Source organism: Corynebacterium phocae, assembly GCF_008693075.1.
Taxonomy (GTDB): Bacteria; Actinomycetota; Actinomycetes; order Mycobacteriales; family Mycobacteriaceae; genus Corynebacterium; species Corynebacterium phocae.
Genome location: NZ_VXKJ01000021.1, coordinates 1 through 569, shown reverse-complemented (window position 1 = coordinate 569; position 569 = coordinate 1). Strand labels below are relative to the sequence as shown.

The 569-nt window shown below is 52.2% G+C and carries 1 protein-coding gene and 1 pseudogene; one reads left to right on the top strand and one right to left on the bottom strand.

The window, feature by feature from the left end; genetic code table 11:
• A partial coding sequence (locus F4V58_RS12650) for a hypothetical protein (RefSeq protein ID WP_211362706.1) occupies positions 1 to 183 on the top strand: 183 nt, incomplete at its 5' end.
• Positions 184 to 403: 220 nt separating this feature from the next.
• Here the strand turns inward: F4V58_RS12650 and F4V58_RS01430 are convergent.
• A pseudogene (locus F4V58_RS01430) lies at positions 404 to 569 on the bottom strand (transposase); the annotation flags it as partial.

Here is a 569-nt window from a genome sequence, read left to right as displayed (position 1 = left end):
CAGGCCGCCAACCCCACCGAGAAGTGGCGATTAAACAACAACGGCAACACCAATCGCCCACCCCAAACAAGGCAAAAGCAACCAGCACACCGCAGCCAACCAGCCCAAAAACTGATCCACCAAGTGGATCAATTTCCGCGCCAATCTGGATCACTTCTAGGAGACCACATACAAGAGCTATGACATTGTTCGTGAAAAGAGCTGTGACACATCACACACGCACACCCCGGTACCGATCGCCGCCCTACCGGTACCGAATAGGAGCGCCAGTCAAAGGAGTCACCCACATGACATAAACCACTCATATAACCCAAAACAACTAAATAAATTCAGCCATCAACAACGCCCGTAGCGCGCAAAAATACATGACGCTACACGCGCAAAATTAGATGGCGCTTGACACTGACGTAGCAACGTGCATCCCCAGTATCTCGCGGTAGCCATCGACATTAACGCCGGTAGCCAGCAAGACACTGGTTTTCACTACACGTCCACCTTCACGGACTTTCTCGGTCATAGCATCGCAAGACACATAAGAGTAGGGGCCTTGGTCTAGTGGTCGGGTCCGG